At 45.7% G+C, this 16294-nt stretch carries 9 protein-coding genes; 8 read left to right on the top strand and 1 reads right to left on the bottom strand.

Annotated elements, in window-relative coordinates; all coding sequences use genetic code 11:
* Positions 1 to 16: 16 nt before the first annotated feature.
* Positions 17 to 1168: an FIST signal transduction protein gene (locus VGD82_RS11125; RefSeq protein ID WP_331020449.1), complete on the bottom strand. Its 1152-nt coding sequence runs from the start codon at positions 1166 to 1168 to the stop codon at positions 17 to 19.
* Positions 1169 to 1488: 320 nt separating this feature from the next.
* On the opposite strand from VGD82_RS11125, the gene VGD82_RS11130 reads away from it, so the two are divergent.
* From VGD82_RS11130 to tilS, 8 genes are all read left to right on the top strand, one after another.
* Positions 1489 to 1869, top strand: a complete 381-nt coding sequence (locus VGD82_RS11130; RefSeq protein WP_135276513.1) for a response regulator — start codon at positions 1489 to 1491, stop codon at positions 1867 to 1869.
* Between the two features lie 2 nt (positions 1870 to 1871).
* A complete protein-coding gene (locus VGD82_RS11135; protein ID WP_331020450.1) occupies positions 1872 to 2237 on the top strand; it encodes a response regulator in 366 nt (121 codons plus the stop codon).
* An 86-nt stretch (positions 2238 to 2323) separates the two neighbouring features.
* Positions 2324 to 2839: a chemotaxis protein CheW gene (locus tag VGD82_RS11140; protein WP_331020451.1), complete on the top strand. Its 516-nt coding sequence runs from the start codon at positions 2324 to 2326 to the stop codon at positions 2837 to 2839.
* Between the two features lie 84 nt (positions 2840 to 2923).
* Positions 2924 to 4711 carry a methyl-accepting chemotaxis protein gene (locus VGD82_RS11145; RefSeq protein WP_331020452.1) on the top strand — a complete coding sequence of 596 codons (1788 nt, stop codon included), beginning with the start codon at positions 2924 to 2926 and terminating at the stop codon, positions 4709 to 4711.
* 90 nt (positions 4712 to 4801) lie between these two features.
* Positions 4802 to 9997, top strand: a complete 5196-nt coding sequence (locus VGD82_RS11150) for an Hpt domain-containing protein (protein ID WP_331020453.1) — start codon at positions 4802 to 4804, stop codon at positions 9995 to 9997.
* 200 nt (positions 9998 to 10197) lie between these two features.
* Complete coding sequence (dnaE, locus tag VGD82_RS11155; RefSeq protein ID WP_331020454.1) at positions 10198 to 13680, top strand: DNA polymerase III subunit alpha; 3483 nt, start codon at positions 10198 to 10200, stop codon at positions 13678 to 13680.
* 160 nt (positions 13681 to 13840) lie between these two features.
* Positions 13841 to 14812: an acetyl-CoA carboxylase carboxyltransferase subunit alpha gene (locus tag VGD82_RS11160; RefSeq protein ID WP_331020455.1), complete on the top strand. Its 972-nt coding sequence runs from the start codon at positions 13841 to 13843 to the stop codon at positions 14810 to 14812.
* Positions 14781 to 16262: a tRNA lysidine(34) synthetase TilS gene (gene tilS / locus VGD82_RS11165; protein ID WP_331020456.1), complete on the top strand. Its 1482-nt coding sequence runs from the start codon at positions 14781 to 14783 to the stop codon at positions 16260 to 16262. The genes VGD82_RS11160 and tilS overlap by 32 nt, the downstream gene beginning before the upstream one ends.
* Positions 16263 to 16294 lie beyond the last annotated feature (32 nt).

Genomic DNA, 16294 nt, shown 5'->3' on the forward strand with positions numbered 1-16294 from the left:
TTGATTTTATCGCCTACTAAGCGAGTAGGTCTTCGCTCAAATAACCAATAGTCATGGTTTGGTTATGCAATACGCTATCGTTAGTATCTGGTCTAGGTGCAAATTCACCGTATGAGTAAAAGCCGGTAATAGCTGTTTGATTACCTAAAATTTGCTGTACTAATTTAACTTCGTCCGCCACCAGTTCTGCCATTACACCTTTACGGCCAACACAGCTTACACAGATGGCTAAGCCAGTTTGGTTTACGTTAGCATGACTAGATACTAAATGCGCGGCATCGCCAGCGCCTTCTACCAAGCGGTCATGCGTAGATTGGCATAAACGTACGGTTTCGCCTTCAGCTACGTTGCCGGCAAAGGTCAGGCTGTTGGCTTTAGGGTCAATAGCGAGCAGGGTGCGAATCTTCTCAATATCGCGCTTGCCTTCTTCAATTACCGCAAAAGGGAATTTTAAGCCGCTACCTGGCAGTTCTTTAGCTGAGTGTGCGCCTATATACATATTATAAAGCGGTAGCGCAGGTTTGCCATCAAGCTCCAACACCACGTTTTTATCAGATTTAGTCACTTTGCGCGGTGGGCCGTATGGCTTCCAGCCCCGGCCAACGCCGGTGGCGGCAATTAAGCTGTTGCCATATAAGCCTACGGCAATCACCAAGCCATCAGAGGCAGTGTCGTTAAAGAGTTGTACAGTTTTGGTAAAGTTAAAACCATCCCCAGCCATGCCGCCCATAATTGGGGTTTCGCCGAGTTCGCTTTTAAAGCCCTCCAGTAACTCAGAGCCGTTGACGTTTAGGCCATCAGAATACACAAGCACAGCTTTTAAGCTGTCTGATTTTAATTGTTTTGCCAGGGTGACTGCGGTTTCAAATGAGTTTTGCATGCCGGTCATTTTGGTATGGGTAACGCGCTGCACGGCTTTTTCCCATAAAATCGCGGTGATTTGCAAACTGTCATCATAAACGCCAGTAGCGGTGATCTCACCAGAGGTTGAACATCCGATAATTTGCGCTGTTGGGTAACGTGCTTTTAAGGTGCTTTGAAGTTTTGGTTCACTAAAGCGCTTTACTGATCCAAATACCAATACCAAGTTAGCGGATGGTAGGGGTGAAGTGGAGGCTAAATCTTTGAGCGACATTTTAGCTGTTAATGATTCTTGTCTAATTATCATGCTTATCCCTTGGTGACCTACATCGACCTTTAAAAATATTTATTACTGTCTAAGATTTTTATTGTATTCTGACAGTTGTAATAAATTGTAATTTTATTATAGATTACCCTTTAGAGTGATTGAAATAAATATTATTATTTTTTTGATTAATATAATAATGGTATTGCTTATTCAGACAGACTGTATATAAAATGAAATATAACAAGTGCAGAAATGATACTAAAGAAGCGATGCATACAAAATAAAGGAGCTTACTGGTGAGCCAGGAAAAGCCGTTTCAAGAAAAGCTGACATTAGATCAGCTCTCAACAATCAAGGTAATGGTGATAGATGATAGCAATACGATTCGTCGTAGTGCTGAGATATTCCTCAAGGCGTCTGGCTGTGAAGTGATACTCGCTGAAGATGGTTTTGATGCGTTAGCAAAAATATCGAATGAACATCCCGATTTGATTTTTGTTGATATTATGATGCCTAGACTTGATGGGTATCAGACCTGTTCTCTCATTAAAAGAAACGCCCGTTATAAAGCCACGCCTGTCATTATGCTATCTAGCAAAGATGGCTTGTTTGATCGGGCACGTGGCCGCATGGTCGGCTCAGACCAATACCTTACCAAACCCTTTACCCAAGAAACGCTGATTGAAGCAGTGCAAATCTATGCTGCTAAGGCTAAAAGTAATCAAAAAGAGGTGGATTGAATATGGCAATACAAACTATTTTAGTGGTTGATGATTCTGCAACAGACCGTTTTTTTCTAACTGAAATGCTAGAGACAGCAGGCTACCGTGTAGTAGGGGCTGAAAGTGGTGAAGAGTGTTTAGCTAAAGTAGGCACTAATCCGCCTGACCTTGTGTTGTGTGATGTAGTGATGCCTGGCTTGACCGGTTTTCAGGTGACGCGCACATTGACAAAAAACCCTGCAACTGCGCATATTCCCGTCGTGCTGTGTACGGGTAAGTCGCAAGCAACTGATTTGGCTTGGGCATTAAAGATGGGCGCTAAAGCCTGTGTGACCAAGCCAGTAGTTGAGGCGGATTTACTGGCTATTATTAAAACGATAGGCTAATCAGCTTTAGGTTGATGAACTTGAGTTGTTAATCATGCATATTCTTTAATGTTTTTAATGGTACTGATTAGGATTAATAATTAATCGTGGCACAAACTTCTAATTTACGTGAGTTTCAAGAAGCGATACTTTCTAAGCTGAAAGATGCCGCTAGCCAGGTTGGAGGAGAATCTTCGTCCCGTTTAGGCGTCACTGTCGGCGATAAAAGGTTCTTAATCAACTTGCAGGACGTAAAAGAGGTGTTGCCCGTTCCTCCAATGCAGTTGGTACCTTTTACAAAGCCATGGTTTTTGGGCGTTGCAAACGTACGAGGTAATTTATACAGTATTTCAGATTTAGCGCAGTTTTTGGGTATGCCGCCAACGCCTAAATCTGCTAATAATCGAATTTTATTACTCAGTACAGAATCTACCGCGCAAGTAGCTTTGCTGGTGGATAGTTTGATTGGCCTGCGTAGCATTCAAGGTATGCAGCTTCAGTCTGCAGAAGATGAAGCTGATTTTTTTAGCTTAAATGTGTATAAGGATGCTGAAGGTGGAGATTGGCTCGAGCTTGATGTAGAAGCGCTAGTTCAAAATAAAAGCTTCGTGCAGCCAATATAATTGCGTAAGCATAAATTTAAGGTAACTTAGTGTTGATATCCTAGTGATTAAGTAAGCAAATAAATTTAGAAATCGGGGTTAACAATGGCATTAAATCTTGCAGCTATAAAAGGCCTGCCACCACAAATAGGCTCGTTGATGGGTGGGTTCTTGACGAACGTTAAGGAAAAAATTTCTAACTCAGCCATCGCTAAAAAAACCAGCTCTGATAGCGGTAGTATGAGCGCGGGTTACCGCCAGCTTTTCTTGCAGATTGTTGCATTTATTTTATTCGCCTTGCTGAGCTTCTGGGTAATTAATCAGGTGCGTGTGAACGGGCCTATCTATAATGTTCTAGATACTTATGACCGACTAACCGCAGACACTAATCCGCCGCCAATGTTCCCGTTGGACGCTTTTGCGTCATATAACGAGGCGTATGTTGCCTCTACTAGCTTTAATAATCAGAAACGTGACAATGCCTTGGCAAATGCTGCTAAAAGTGAGGCGATGTTTAAAGAGCGTTCTGAATACTGGCGTAAGAATTTAAGTAATAAAAAACTGGCTGCACCGTTGGAAGAGGTGATCAGTGCCGGTGCCAACTTTTTTGAGGTTGCAAATAAACGCTATGTTCCAGCACTACCACTAGGAACCGTGGCCGCATCTGCACCATTGCTTGAGCTGACGGCTGCTTTTGAGGCTTCTAAACAAGCCGGTAACACCTTTACTCAAATGATCGCCAAAGAAAACAAGTCATTGATTGAGTCGCAAACGAGTTTTATTCGATTGGTATTGGTTGGCTTGTTGTTACTAGGTTTGGTGTTGCTAGGCTTGATGTATTTTTACGGTAAGAAACAGGCTGTGCAGTCAGTTACCTTAACTAGCCAGTTAGCAAAAGAGGGCCAGGAAAACCAAGAAGCGGTATTGCAACTGCTAGATGAGATGGGTGACTTGGCGGATGGTGACTTAACTGTAAAAGCGGAAGTGCGCGATAACATTGCTGGCGCGATTGCTGACTCTATTAACTATACGATTGATAGTTTGCGAGACCTTGTGGTTGAGATTAACCGTGCTACCGAGCAGGTGACTTCTGCAACATCTGTCGCGCAGGGTACTTCAGAACAGTTGCTTACAGCTGCTGAAACACAAGCGGCGCAGATTACACAAACAACACAGGCGGTTAACGACATGACCCGCTCTATTTTGCAAGTATCTAGCAACGCGGAGCAGGCTTCTCAGGTGGCGCAGCGCTCACTAGAGGCGGCGATTCAGGGTTCACAAGCGGTACAGAATACGATTTCAGGGATGAATGAGATTCGTACCCAAATTCAGGAAACCTCTAAACGTATTAAACGCTTGGGTGAAAGCTCACAAGAAATTAGTGAGATCGTTGAGCTGATTTCAGACATTACCGAACAAACCAACATTCTGGCGTTGAACGCGGCGATTCAGGCTGCTTCTGCTGGTGAAGCTGGCCGAGGCTTTACGGTGGTTGCGGAGGAGGTTCAGCGTCTGGCGGAACGTTCATCTGAGGCGACTAAACAGATTAGTGCGATTGTGAAGACGATTCAGACCGATACGCACGGCGCTGTGGCGGCGATGGAGAAATCAACCGAGGGTGTGGTTGAGGGTGCACGTGTTGCGGATGCTGCAGGACAGGCACTGAACGAGATTGAGTCTGTTACGACCAATCTGGCGCGATTGATTCAATCGATTTCAACCGCGACTAATGCGCAAACTGAATCAGCCACAACCGTGTCAAACAACATGCAGATGATTCAAGAGATTACAACGCAGACAACAGAAGGTACCAAACTTACTGCTGAATCTGTGGGTCAGCTCACATCATTGGCGGAAGAGTTACGTGACTCAGTAGCTGGTTTTAAACTTTAAGACACGAAATATTTTGCGTAGAAGTTTAATTTTTAGCATAAGACACATAAAACGCCATGAAAAACTACACACCGAAAATGGAAGTAAATAATGCCTGAAGCATTTGATACTGGCCCGTTGTCTTGGGTTAAAGATGAGATTGATCAGTCACTGAAAAAGGTGCTGGAAAGTTTTAATGAGGTCAATCAGAATCCAAGTGAGTTTGCGAACTTGAGGTTTACCATTGCGCATCTGTATCAAGTGAGCGGTGCGCTGGATATGGTTGGCTTAGAAGGCTGCAAGCGCTACTGCAACGAGCTCGAGAAACTAGCTGATAGCTTGGCAAAACAGCAAATTGCGGTGAGCCCCGAAGTAATGGAACACCTGATTAGTGCTGTGGAAGTCTTGTCTAAGTACCTGCAAGACCTTCTTAATGGTCAGCCAGACCAACCCATTAGGCTCTATAAGGCGCTAAAACCTATCGTTGAAGTGCAAGGCGAGACCTTGGATGAAAGTGAACTATTCTTTCCAGATGTAGATAACAGCGCGCCTAAAGACTTACCAAGCAACCCGATTGAAGAGTCTACAATCCCGATTTTTGTATCAGAGCAAAGAGCTGCCTTTCAAAAGGCTTTGCTGGATTGGTTACGTACTAAAGATGCGTTGGCGCTAGATGGCATGCGCCTTGCGGTTGCCAAAGTGCAGCAGGTGCAATCAAAAAGTGCACCAAGAACACTGTGGTGGACTGCCTCTGCCTTTACCGATGCACTCGCGCAAGAAAAAGTAGCAGATAACCCAAGTGCAAAAAAACTGTGTAGCAAGCTAGACCGTCAATTACGTAATGTAGCGATGGGTGATGCTAAAGTCCCATCTCGTTTATTGCGAGATTTACTCTATTACGTTGCGATTAGTGATAGAAGCACAGACACGATTTCAGCTGTTAAAAATACATTTGAACTAGACGCCGCTTTGCCTTCAGAAGCGCAGGTAACTGAGGTAACTAGCTCTAACGCAGCTGAACAGGCAGCATTGGCGCAGTTAATTGCGGATATCCCAACCCTTAAAGATTTATGGGCTAGCATTAGTGTTAATGATGTGGCAGCCAGCGCGCTTGATTTAGCAACATTAGTCAATAAATTTGAACATATTCTCAACACTGTTCAGCAAGGCCTTAATCATGAAGGTGTCGTTAATCTATTTAACGTTACGTATCAAACCGCAGAAGGCCTACAACATGATGCCGCTAAATTAAATGAAGTTGCATTTATCGAGGTTGCTGCTTCATTGAATTTGCTAGAGTCTAGTTGTGATCATTACCAGCAGTTAGATGCAGAAGCTAATCAAAAAATTAATACACAAATCTCACGCTTACATGCTGTAATGCGTGGTGAGGCGTTGGCACCGGCTGTAGATGAGTTTGCGCAGGCTCAGCATGATGCCACCTTGGTGGAGGCTGTTGCCAAACAAGTGTTAGCAGCTCTGGCGATAGTTGAAAAAGCCTTGGATAGTTTCTTTAGAAACCCTGAAAACACTGCTGAGTTAGAAGAAGCCAGCAAGCCGTTGCAACAAATTGCCGCAGCATTTGATATGTTAGAAATGCATGTGCCAAAATCAATTGCACAGTTGAGCGTCAATTTCGTTGAGCATTTTAGAGAACACGATAGCACAGGCCACTTGCCAGTATTTGAGTTGATTGCCGAAAACTTAAGTATGTTAGGTTTGTATGCAGAAGAGTTGCCAAATGTGCACAGTGAGGCAGAGCGTGCGCTAGCGGATGCATTGTTACGTTTAGAACAAGCGGCTGATACACTTGGGTTGTCTTCATCAGGGCTAGTTTCAACTGAGCTTATTTCATCAGAGGAGGATTCAACAGAGCCTGACCTTACAGATGATGTGCTACCAATTGATTTGTCAGCAATCGATTTAAATTTAGGCGACGCTACTCAGGTAGAGTCTACTCAAGCTGAAACACTACCAGCTAGCGCACTTGCAAATACCGCAGATGAAGTGTTGGATCAGGCATTTGATGCTGAGTTACTGGATATTTTCTTGGCAGAGGCTGAAGAAGTGCTTGCCGGCTTAGCGCAAAACTTACAAGCCTTACGTGTTAATGCCACGGATAGCGAAGCCTTTGTTGAGGTGCGCCGGTCTTACCATACACTCAAAGGTAGTGGGCGCACCGTTGGTTTGTTAGGAATGGGCGAAGTGGCTTGGGCTGTTGAGCATTTGCTTAATGTAGTCTTGGAGCGCAAAACCTTTCCAACGCCGGCTATTTTGGCTTTTGTAGAGAAAGTCAGTGCTGCATTTGCAAATTGGGTAGCGGAACTGCAGCAAGCGCAAAAAGTTGCGCTCAATCCGGCACCATTCCAGCAGCAAGCTGCGACATTAATCAGCGAGCTTGAGCAAAATGCTGCAATGGTTAAACCTGCCGTACAAAAAGAAGAAGTGCTGATAGGTGGCACTCGTAAGTTAAGTAAAGCATTCTTCAATATATTCCTGGGTGAGGCGCAGCAGCATTTACAGGCATTGATTGATGCACAGGCAGCCTTGGTAGAGAACTCGACTGACTTACCCACCGCGGAAAGTTGCCGTGCCGCACATACCTTGGGCAGTAATGCACTCACCGCCGGGTTTAAAGCAATTGGTGACTTGGCGCGTGCTCTAGAACATTGGTTAGATGAGCATCATAGTGCCTGGACTGCACAGCACATTTCACTGTATGGCAATGTGGTTAAGGCGCTGAAGGATGGTTTAGAAAAAGCCAAGGCGCTTAAAAACCCAAGATCCTCACGTGCATTAATTTTAGCCCTGAGTGAATCCACTGCGGCAATGCAGGCATCTGCTGCGCAAGAAGCGGAAGCTGCCGTACTTGAAATTGAGCGGACAGAGAAGTCTAAGAAAAAATCCAGGTCAAAAGCTAAAGTCGCAGAAGTGCCGGTTGAAGCCATGCTAGAGGATGGGCCTCTTCGAGTTGATCTTGCAGCAGCAGGCCTTGCTCTAGCTGACCTTGTTCAAGATGATCTAGTGCAAGCTGAGCCTTTGCTTGAGTTTCCAGTAGAGCCGAGTGTACTGTTGGCCGCAGAGCAGGCCTTGCAGCGAAAAGACGCCATCGTTAATGATGAGCTATTGGCTTTGTTTGTGGAAGAGGCGCGTGAGCTTATTCCGCAAATCGGTAAAGATTTAAGAGGCTGGCGTATTAACCCTAAAGAGGCTGAGTATCCAGACTCCCTGCAACGTGCATTGCACACGCTGAAGGGGAGTGCGCGTATGGCTGGGCAGGCTGCAATCGGCGATAGCGTACATGGGATGGAAGATCACGTGATTCGCGCGTTACGGCATCAAGTCAGTGTAGATGATTTTGATGCGATGTTTGTCGAGTTTGACCGTATCGGTTACATGCTTGAAGACGTGGTAGGAGACATGAGCAGCGCTGTGGCTAACGATACCCCAGCACAAGCCAAAGTTAAAGCGGCTACGCCAAAATCAACCAGACAGAGCGAGCGTAAAACGCAGTTCCTGCGTATGCGTGCTGACGTGCTAGACAGATTGATTAATGAGGCAGGTGAAGTTTCTATTATGCGTTCTCGTATGGACAGAGAAATGCAGAACTTCAAACAGTCATCAACCGATTTGACGGATAGTATCAGCAGGCTGCGTACTTATCTGCGTGAGCTAGAAATTGAGGCAGAGACACAGTTGCAATCTCGTATGAGCTTGCTGCAAGAAGCCAATGAAACGTTTGACCCGCTAGAGTTTGACCGATTTACCCGTTTGCAAGAGCTGACCCGTATGATGGCCGAGAGTGTAAACGACGTGGCTACGATTCAACATGGCTTGTTGCTAAACCTAGATCAGACTGATGCGGCATTGCAGCAACAAAACCGTATGAACCGTGAGTTACAGCAAGGCTTGATGACGGTACGTATGTTACCGTTCTCGACCATATCTGAGCGTTTGCAGCGTATCGTGCGCCAAACGGCCAGAGAGCTGAATAAGCGCGTTGAAATGACCATTGAGGGTGAAAGCATTGAGCTTGATCGCGGCGTGCTGGATAAAATGGGTGCCCCGTTAGAGCATTTACTACGTAATGCTGTTGCGCACGGGCTTGAGTCTACCACTGAGCGCGTAAAACTAGGTAAGTCTGAGGTTGGCCATATCAAGCTGAAAATCAGCTTGGAAAACGACGAAATTACACTGGTGATTACCGATGATGGCGCCGGTGTGAATTTGGCTAAAGTCAAACAGAAAGCGGTTGAGAAAGGGTTGTTTGGTGCAGACCAAGAAGTGTCTGATCAAGCGCTGATGACGATTATTTTTGAGCCTGGATTCTCAACAGCAGACACCGTTTCACAGATTGCAGGACGCGGTGTGGGCTTGGATGCAGTGCGTAGCGATATTGCGGCGCTAGGCGGACGTATTGATGTGAGCAACGCATCTGGTTTAGGTGCGATGTTCAATATTTACTTGCCGGTGACGTTATCTGTTGCGCAGGTGGTACTTGCACGAGTTGGTACGCAAATTTATGCCATCCCATCTGTGATGGTTGAGCAGGTGCAAAAACTTAAATCATTAGATTTAAGCGATGCTTATAACGCAAACAAAATCAGCTGGGCTGGACGAGAGTATCCATTACACTTCTTGTCCAAACTTGTTGGCGATGCTGATCACATAGCGCAGGCACATACTTATACGCCTGTCGTTCTCTTACGCAGCGGTGCTTACCGCACGGCATTGCATGTAGATGAGTTGATTGGTAACCAAGAGGTGGTTATGAAGCCTATGGGTACTCAGCTATCACATGTGCCAGGCATGATCGGCGCGACGGTGATGGGCGATGGTGCCATTATTTTGGTGATTAACCCTGTGTTGCTCGCCAATAGAGAAGAATTAGCCAGCGGCTCGATTAAAGTCACCAATGTTGCGCCTATTGTGGAAAAACTGAAAAAAGTTGCTTTGGTTGTGGATGACTCACTCACTATGCGTAAAGTGCTGTCACGTGTATTGGAGCGCGACGGATTTGAAGTGGTGACGGCTAACGATGGTATGGACGCGATTCAAAAGTTACAGCTTATATCGCCAGCGATTATTCTGACCGATATTGAAATGCCGCGTATGGATGGCTTTGAGTTCTCACGTTACGTGCGTGATAACGTACAAACCTCGCATACACCATTAATTATTATTAGCTCACGTACCGCAGAGAAGCATCGTAATGTGGCGACAGAAATTGGCGTGAATGCATTCTTGGGTAAACCAGTGCAAGATGAGGTGCTGATTGAGCAAGTGCATGCCTTGCTTAATGATTAATAGCATGAAGGTTTAAGTGCCAGTGCTGGCAAAGGGTAATGCCCTGTGTCGGTGCCGTGCATGCGCTGTTTATTCACTATCAAAACGCATGATTTAGCAAGCTTTAAATCATGCAAAATATGATGTTTCAAGCAATATTTTTGTCGAGTTTTGCACTTACATTACCGACAACCATATCCGTAATAAGGTAAAATTACCTTATGCTACAAACGACACCATCCCCTTCAGTTTCTCCTAGTTTTGTCCACTTGCGCTGCCATAGCGAGTATTCCATTGTGGATGGTATCGTGCGCATAGATGACTACGTCAAGCAGGCGGTGAATGACAAAATGCCTGCGTTGGCATTGACTGATTTGAGTAATTTATTCGGTGCTATCAAGTTCTATAAAACAGCACGTGGTAAGGGTGTTAAACCTATCATAGGTTGTGATGTCTGGTTAGAAAATACGGATAACCGAGAGCAGCCTTCACGTTTATTGCTACTGTGCCAGTCTCACGCCGGTTACTTAACGCTTTGCCATCTGTTAAGCCGTGCTTATCTAAGTAACCAATATCGCGGGCGTGCTGAATTTAAGCGTGAATGGTTCTCTGAAGTTGGTACCGAAGGCTTGCTGTTGTTATCTGGAGGCCTTGCCGGCGACATAGGCCAGGCCTGCGCTCAAGGTAATGTAAGCTTGGCTAAAAGGCTCGCAAATGAATGGAATCAGTTATTTCCAGATCGCTTTTATCTAGAAGTGCAGCGCATTGCGACTGATGCAAGCAAGGCAGGGGAAGAACAGTATATCCAGCATGCTCGCCGAATTGCACATGAATTAAACCTGCCTATTGTTGCTACGCACCCGATACAATTTACCTCTCCGGATGATTATCGCGCACACGAAGCAAGAACCTGTATTGCAGAAGGCTACGTGTTGGCGGATAAAAGACGCCCGCAGAACTTTACCACTGAGCAGTATTTTAAAACACAGGCAGATATCGCAACGCTGTTTGCTGACATGCCAGAAGCGTTGACCAATAGTGTAGAAATCGCGAAGCGCTGTAACTTAAATCTTACGTTAGGTAAAAACTATTTACCGCAGTTTCCTACCCCCAATAATGAAAGCCTGAATGATTACTTAATTTCAGAGGCACGTTTAGGGCTTGCTAAACGTCTGGAGGTTTTGTTCCCTAACGAAGAACTGCGAGCCAGTAAGCAGGATGCCTACGCTGCACGCTTAGACTTTGAAACCAATGTGATTAACCAGATGGGTTTTGCCGGCTATTTCTTAATCGTGGCAGACTTCATTAATTGGGCAAAAAATAACGGCGTGCCAGTAGGGCCTGGGCGGGGTTCTGGTGCGGGTTCTGTAGTTGCTTACAGTCTAGGTATTACGGATCTAGATCCGTTGGAATATAACTTACTGTTCGAGCGCTTCTTAAACCCAGACCGCGTATCTATGCCTGACTTTGATATTGACTTCTGTCAGGAAGGGCGCGATCGCGTCATCGATTATGTAAAACAAAAATACGGGATTGATGCTGTTTCACAGATCGCCACCTTCGGTACCATGGCGGCAAAGGCCGTGATTCGAGACGTGGGGCGCGTGCTGGATTTGCCATTTAACTTTGTGGATGGCATTGCAAAACTTATCCCGCTAGAGTTGGGTATTACCTTATCTGATGCGCTAGAAAAAGAACCGCAGCTAGCCGAGCGCCGCGAAAATGAAGAAGAAGTAAAAGAGCTACTGGAGCTTGCACTACGCCTTGAGGGCCTAGTGCGAAACATCGGTATGCATGCGGGCGGCGTGTTGATTTCTCCTAGTAAGATTGCTGATTTCTCACCCGTGTATTGCCAACCAGACGGTGCGAGCTTGGTAAGCCAGTACGATAAGGATGATGTTGAAGCCGTAGGTTTGGTGAAGTTCGACTTTTTGGGCTTACGTACGCTAACGATTTTAGACATGGCTCTGGAAAACGCGAACAAGCAGCGTGCTGAGCGCGAGTTGCCGCCACTGTCTTTTGAAACTCTGCCGATTGATGACAAGCCTACTTTTCAGCTACTAAAAACAGCTAATACTACTGCGGTGTTCCAGCTAGAGTCGCGCGGTATGAAGGACATGCTGAAACAGGCGATGCCGGACTGCTTTGAAGATATTATTGCGCTGGTGGCTTTGTACCGCCCGGGCCCAATGGATTTGATTCCAGATTATTGCCGCCGTAAGCATGGTAAGCAGCGCGTTGAATACCCGCACCCACTCACAGAGCCAATCTTAAAAGAAACCTACGGAATTGCAGTTTACCAAGAGCAGGTAATGCAGATCGCGCAGGTGGTGGCGGGCTATAGCCTAGGCGGCGCTGACTTGCTACGCCGTGCGATGGGTAAAAAGAAAAAAGAAGAGATGGATGCCCAGCGTAAGATATTTACCGAGGGTGCGACCAAAAACAACATGACTGAGCAGCAAGCCAGTGATTTGTTTGACTTGCTGGAAAAGTTTGCAGGCTATGGTTTTAATAAATCTCACGCGGCAGCTTATGCCTTAGTTGCTTATCATACTGCTTATCTTAAAACACATTACCCAGCAGCGTTCTTGGCTGCGACCATGTCTGCTGATATGAATAACACAGACAGTGTGCATATCTTTTATGATGATTGCGCACCGAATCAGGTTGAAGTACTGCCGCCGGATGTGAATGAAAGTGAGTTTAAGTTTAAGCCTGTGAGCAAGAACCAAATCTTGTATGGCTTGGGAGCGGTTAAAGGTACCGGCTCAGCCGCGATTGATGTGATTTTACAAGCGAGAGCTAAAGATGGCCCATTCACTAGCTTATTTGATTTCTGCAGCCGATTAGATTTGCGCAAGGTGAACCGACGTGTCATTGAGTCACTGATTAGAGCTGGCGCGTTTGATAAGCTAGAAGCTAACCGACATGCTTTATTGGCAGGGGTTGCCTTGGCAATTAGTGCGGCTGAGCAAGCAAATGCAAATAGCAACCAGAATAGCTTGTTTGGTGAGGCGTCAGACCAATCTGTGCATGTGCTACCTAGCGTTGCGCCATGGCCAGAGCAGCAACGTCTGCAAGAAGAAAAAATTGCATTGGGCTTTTATTTTAGCGGCCATCCCTATTGGTCTTATCAAAAAGATTTAAGCCAGTTTATCAGCACCACTTTGGCTAACTTGGCGCCTAAGGATCAGCCGCAGCTATTGGCAGGTATTGTCTCCGGTGTACGTAACCGTATGACTGCGCGCGGCAAAATGGCAATCGTAGGCCTAGATGATGGCACAACCAGAATTGAAGTGGTGGTTGGTAATGATTTGTTAAATCAATCGCAGCAACTGCTAAAAGATGACCAGCTAGTGATTGTAGAAGGGCGCGTGAGCCATGATGAGTTTTCTGGTGGGGTGCGCGTGAATGCACGCAAACTATATGACCTCTCTGCATTAAGAAACACTCGCGCCAGCTTTCTTAAAATCATGTGTAATGGCCAGTCTGACGCAGCTAAGTTAAAGACATTATTAAAACCATATTGTGTGAATGTCTCGGATGAAGTGCGCGGCTGCCCGATTAAAATTGAGTACCATAATCAAACCAGCAAAGTTGAACTGATGCTAGGGAATGACTGGCGCGTGGATTTGCATGATGAGCTGATTGCGAGTTTAAGCGAATGGTTGAGTAAGAATAATGTAAAAATCCTATATAATTAGCGCATTGTGGATAATGCTATATAAGTGGTCACACCGCTAATAATGACGGATTTATGCAAACTTAACGTTTCTTTAATAGGCTTGTGTTCAGTGCAAGCCAGCGCCTAGTAGTAAATTTATGCATTAAATAATCAGATTATTTGAGACAAAACATAACGATATGAAAATTACTTATTTAGATTTTGAACAACCAATCGCTCAATTAGAAGCGAAAATCGAGAGCCTGCGCTCATCACATGATGACCACGATAATCTGGATATCTCAAAAGAGTTGGTAGCATTAGAAAAGAAAAGCAAAAAGCTATCTGAAGATATTTATGGCAATTTGACTGCTTGGCAGATTTCTCAAATGGCGCGCCACCCACAGCGCCCATATACACTAGATTATATTCAGGCTTTATTTACAGATTTTGAAGAATTACACGGTGACCGTGCCTTCTCGGACGACCCTGCAATTGTAGGCGGTATCGCTAGATTTGAAGGCCAGCCGGTGATGGTAATCGGCCATCAAAAAGGACGTGATATCAAAGAACGTCAGTATCGTAATTTCGGTATGCCACGCCCTGAAGGTTATCGTAAGGCGCTACGTTTGTTCCGCTTGGCTGAGAAATTTAATATACCAATCGTGACGTTTATTGACACTCCAGGTGCATATCCTGGTATTGGTGCTGAAGAACGCGGTCAATCTGAGGCGATTGCACGCAACCTATATGTAATGGCTGAGTTAAAAACACCTATCATCGGTGTAATTATCGGTGAGGGTGGTTCTGGCGGTGCTTTGGCACTCGGCGTTGTGGATCAGTTGCTGATGTTGCAATACGGTACTTACTCTGTGATTTCGCCAGAAGGTTGCGCTTCTATTTTGTATAAGAGTGCGGATAAAGCTTCTGTTGCTGCTGAAGCACTGGCGATTACGGCTGATAAGCTTAAAACCCTAGGCTTAATCGATAAAATTGTCCCAGAACCTATGGGTGGCGCGCACCGTGCACCTGATGAGATGATGGCATCATTAAAAACTGCGCTGAAAGAAGAACTGACTCGCTTTAAAGCTAAATCAATTAAAACATTATTAGTGAGCCGTTATGAGCGCTTAATGAGCTATGGCAAATTCAAAGAAGTTGCTGAAAAGTAAGGCTTCTATCAAACGGGCTGGTAAGCAAGCTTTAGCAAGCCAGCCTGATTCAAATGCACTTCATCCAGTATTATCTGAACTACATTCCTTTTTAAGCCAGCACTTATTCTCGAGTAAGTGTTTAACTTTCGATACACAGCCATCAGCCCCTCTGCTAGCTGCAAAGCCTAAGTTGCTGCTCGCATTAAGTGGCGGTTTAGATTCTTCCGTATTGCTACACCTATTGGTTACGCTTAAGCCCTTACTAGGGTTTGAACTGTACGCTTTGCATGTACACCATGGTTTGAGTTCAAATGCAGACGATTGGGCCGCCTTGTGCGAGCAACAGTGCCGGTTGCTTGATGTACCTATTACTATTAGCCGTGTGAGCGTGGACCAAGCCAGTAAGTTAGGGGTTGAGGCTGCTGCACGTTTATTACGTTATCAAGCCTTGTTTAATGAGCAGAGTGCAATTCAGGCGGGCTTTGTTGTCACCGCACATCATCAGGATGACCAGGCGGAAACCTTGCTTCTACAGCTATTAAGAGGTGCTGGGGTAAAAGGCCTGAGCAGTATGGCGGCTGTGGATCAAACACGCAGCTTGATGCGGCCATTGCTAGGTGTGCCCAGACGCACACTGTTTGATTATGCGGTACAGCATAACCTTACATGGTGTGATGACGAGAGTAATAGCAACACCAAGTATGAACGTAATTTTATACGTCACGATATCATGCCAATTTTACAGGCGCGTTATCCTAGTGTGCAGTCCGTTATTGCCAGAACAGCTTCTCACTTAGCAGAGGCGAGCTCATTACTAGAGGTATTAGCTGAAATGGATGCGCAAGATATCGTTGTTAACAGCAGTATTTGTTTGCAGGGGTTGGCGCAGTTGGGTCTGGTGCGCGCCAAGAACTTATTACGATGGTGGTTTGCGCAGCATAAGATTGCGATGCCTACATCTGATCATCTTGCCGAGATGTTAGAGCAACTGCTTAACGCTAAGCCAGATGCAGAGTTGAGCATCAATATTCAGCATTACACCTTAAGACGATACCAACAGCGCGCTTATCTCTGTGTGCCACAAGTGAACGAGCCATATGATATGGTGTGGAATGGTGAAGCAACATTGACGGTGCCTAATGGTGGTCTGCTTACATTCAAGCAAGTGCAAGGCGCGGGTCTTGCGCTTAAACTTGGCATGACTAGGCTCAGAATTACTAACCGTAGCGGTGGCGAGCGTTTTAAACCAGATGTTACCAGGCCAACGCGAACACTGAAGCATCTGCTGCAAGCTGCCAATATCCCACCTTGGCAGCGCGACCATGTGCCATTGATATACTGGCAGGATAGCCTAGCCTGCGTGCCAGGGATAGGTGTTGCACATGAGCTCAAAGCCGCTGACGATGAGCCAGGGCTGGAGGTTACCTGGCAGCCTGCTGCATTTGAAGCACACCAATCACAAGCTTAGTGCCATACAACTTTATACTGGTTTGCAAGCCA

The sequence above is a fragment of the Methylotenera sp. genome (assembly GCF_036401095.1).
Lineage (GTDB): Bacteria > Pseudomonadota > Gammaproteobacteria > Burkholderiales > Methylophilaceae > Methylotenera.

Coding starts and splice junctions, on each gene's coding strand:
- VGD82_RS11145 (WP_331020452.1), top strand. CDS start 2,924: ATGGCATTAAATCTTGCAGCTATAAAAGGCCTGCCACCACAAATAGGC.
- dnaE (WP_331020454.1), top strand. CDS start 10,198: ATGCTACAAACGACACCATCCCCTTCAGTTTCTCCTAGTTTTGTCCAC.
- VGD82_RS11130 (WP_135276513.1), top strand. CDS start 1,489: ATGGTGATAGATGATAGCAATACGATTCGTCGTAGTGCTGAGATATTC.
- VGD82_RS11160 (WP_331020455.1), top strand. CDS start 13,841: ATGAAAATTACTTATTTAGATTTTGAACAACCAATCGCTCAATTAGAA.
- tilS (WP_331020456.1), top strand. CDS start 14,781: ATGGCAAATTCAAAGAAGTTGCTGAAAAGTAAGGCTTCTATCAAACGG.
- VGD82_RS11150 (WP_331020453.1), top strand. CDS start 4,802: ATGCCTGAAGCATTTGATACTGGCCCGTTGTCTTGGGTTAAAGATGAG.
- VGD82_RS11125 (WP_331020449.1), bottom strand. CDS start 1,168: ATGATAATTAGACAAGAATCATTAACAGCTAAAATGTCGCTCAAAGAT.
- VGD82_RS11135 (WP_331020450.1), top strand. CDS start 1,872: ATGGCAATACAAACTATTTTAGTGGTTGATGATTCTGCAACAGACCGT.